Below are 434 nucleotides of genomic sequence, written 5' to 3'. Positions count from 1 at the left end.
CGGACGTCGGGCAGTCCCAGCCCCGCGGCCGCCATCCGGGCCGTGGACAGCGGGACGTCGGCCGAGGTCACCAGGGCGTGCGGCAGCCCCCACAGGGACGCCAGGAACTCCGGGGCCCCCGGTATCGCCACCACCCCGTCCATGTCCGCGGTCTCCTCCGCGAGCATGCGGGCGTTGTCCGCGAGGTTCTGCTCCATGGGCCTGCCGGGCAGCAGGACCGCCATCGACGCGTGTCCCTGGCGACCGTGGACGACCTTCATGACCTCGTCGCCGTCCAGCCCGTGGCGGTCGGCCCAGCGGCGCCAGATGCGTTCCACGACGGCGTCGGAGTTGACGAGGGTGCCGTCCATGTCGAGCAGGAGGGCGCGGGCGGTGAGCACGGTGGGGGCGGCGGTGGCCGTCATCGGCAGCTCCAGGACGCGGGACGTGGGACT

General features: G+C 74.0%; 1 protein-coding gene. It reads right to left on the bottom strand.

Going from position 1 to position 434, the window contains the following annotated elements:
• A partial coding sequence (locus EHS43_RS45885; protein ID WP_185806706.1) for an HAD family hydrolase occupies window positions 1–404 on the bottom strand: 404 nt, incomplete at its 3' end.
• Window positions 405–434 lie beyond the last annotated feature (30 nt).

The organism is Streptomyces sp. RP5T (assembly GCF_003933965.1).
In the GTDB taxonomy this organism is placed as follows: domain Bacteria; phylum Actinomycetota; class Actinomycetes; order Streptomycetales; family Streptomycetaceae; genus Streptomyces.
Note: the sequence above shows the minus strand (reverse complement) of the source record. Positions and strands in the feature narration are given on the sequence as shown.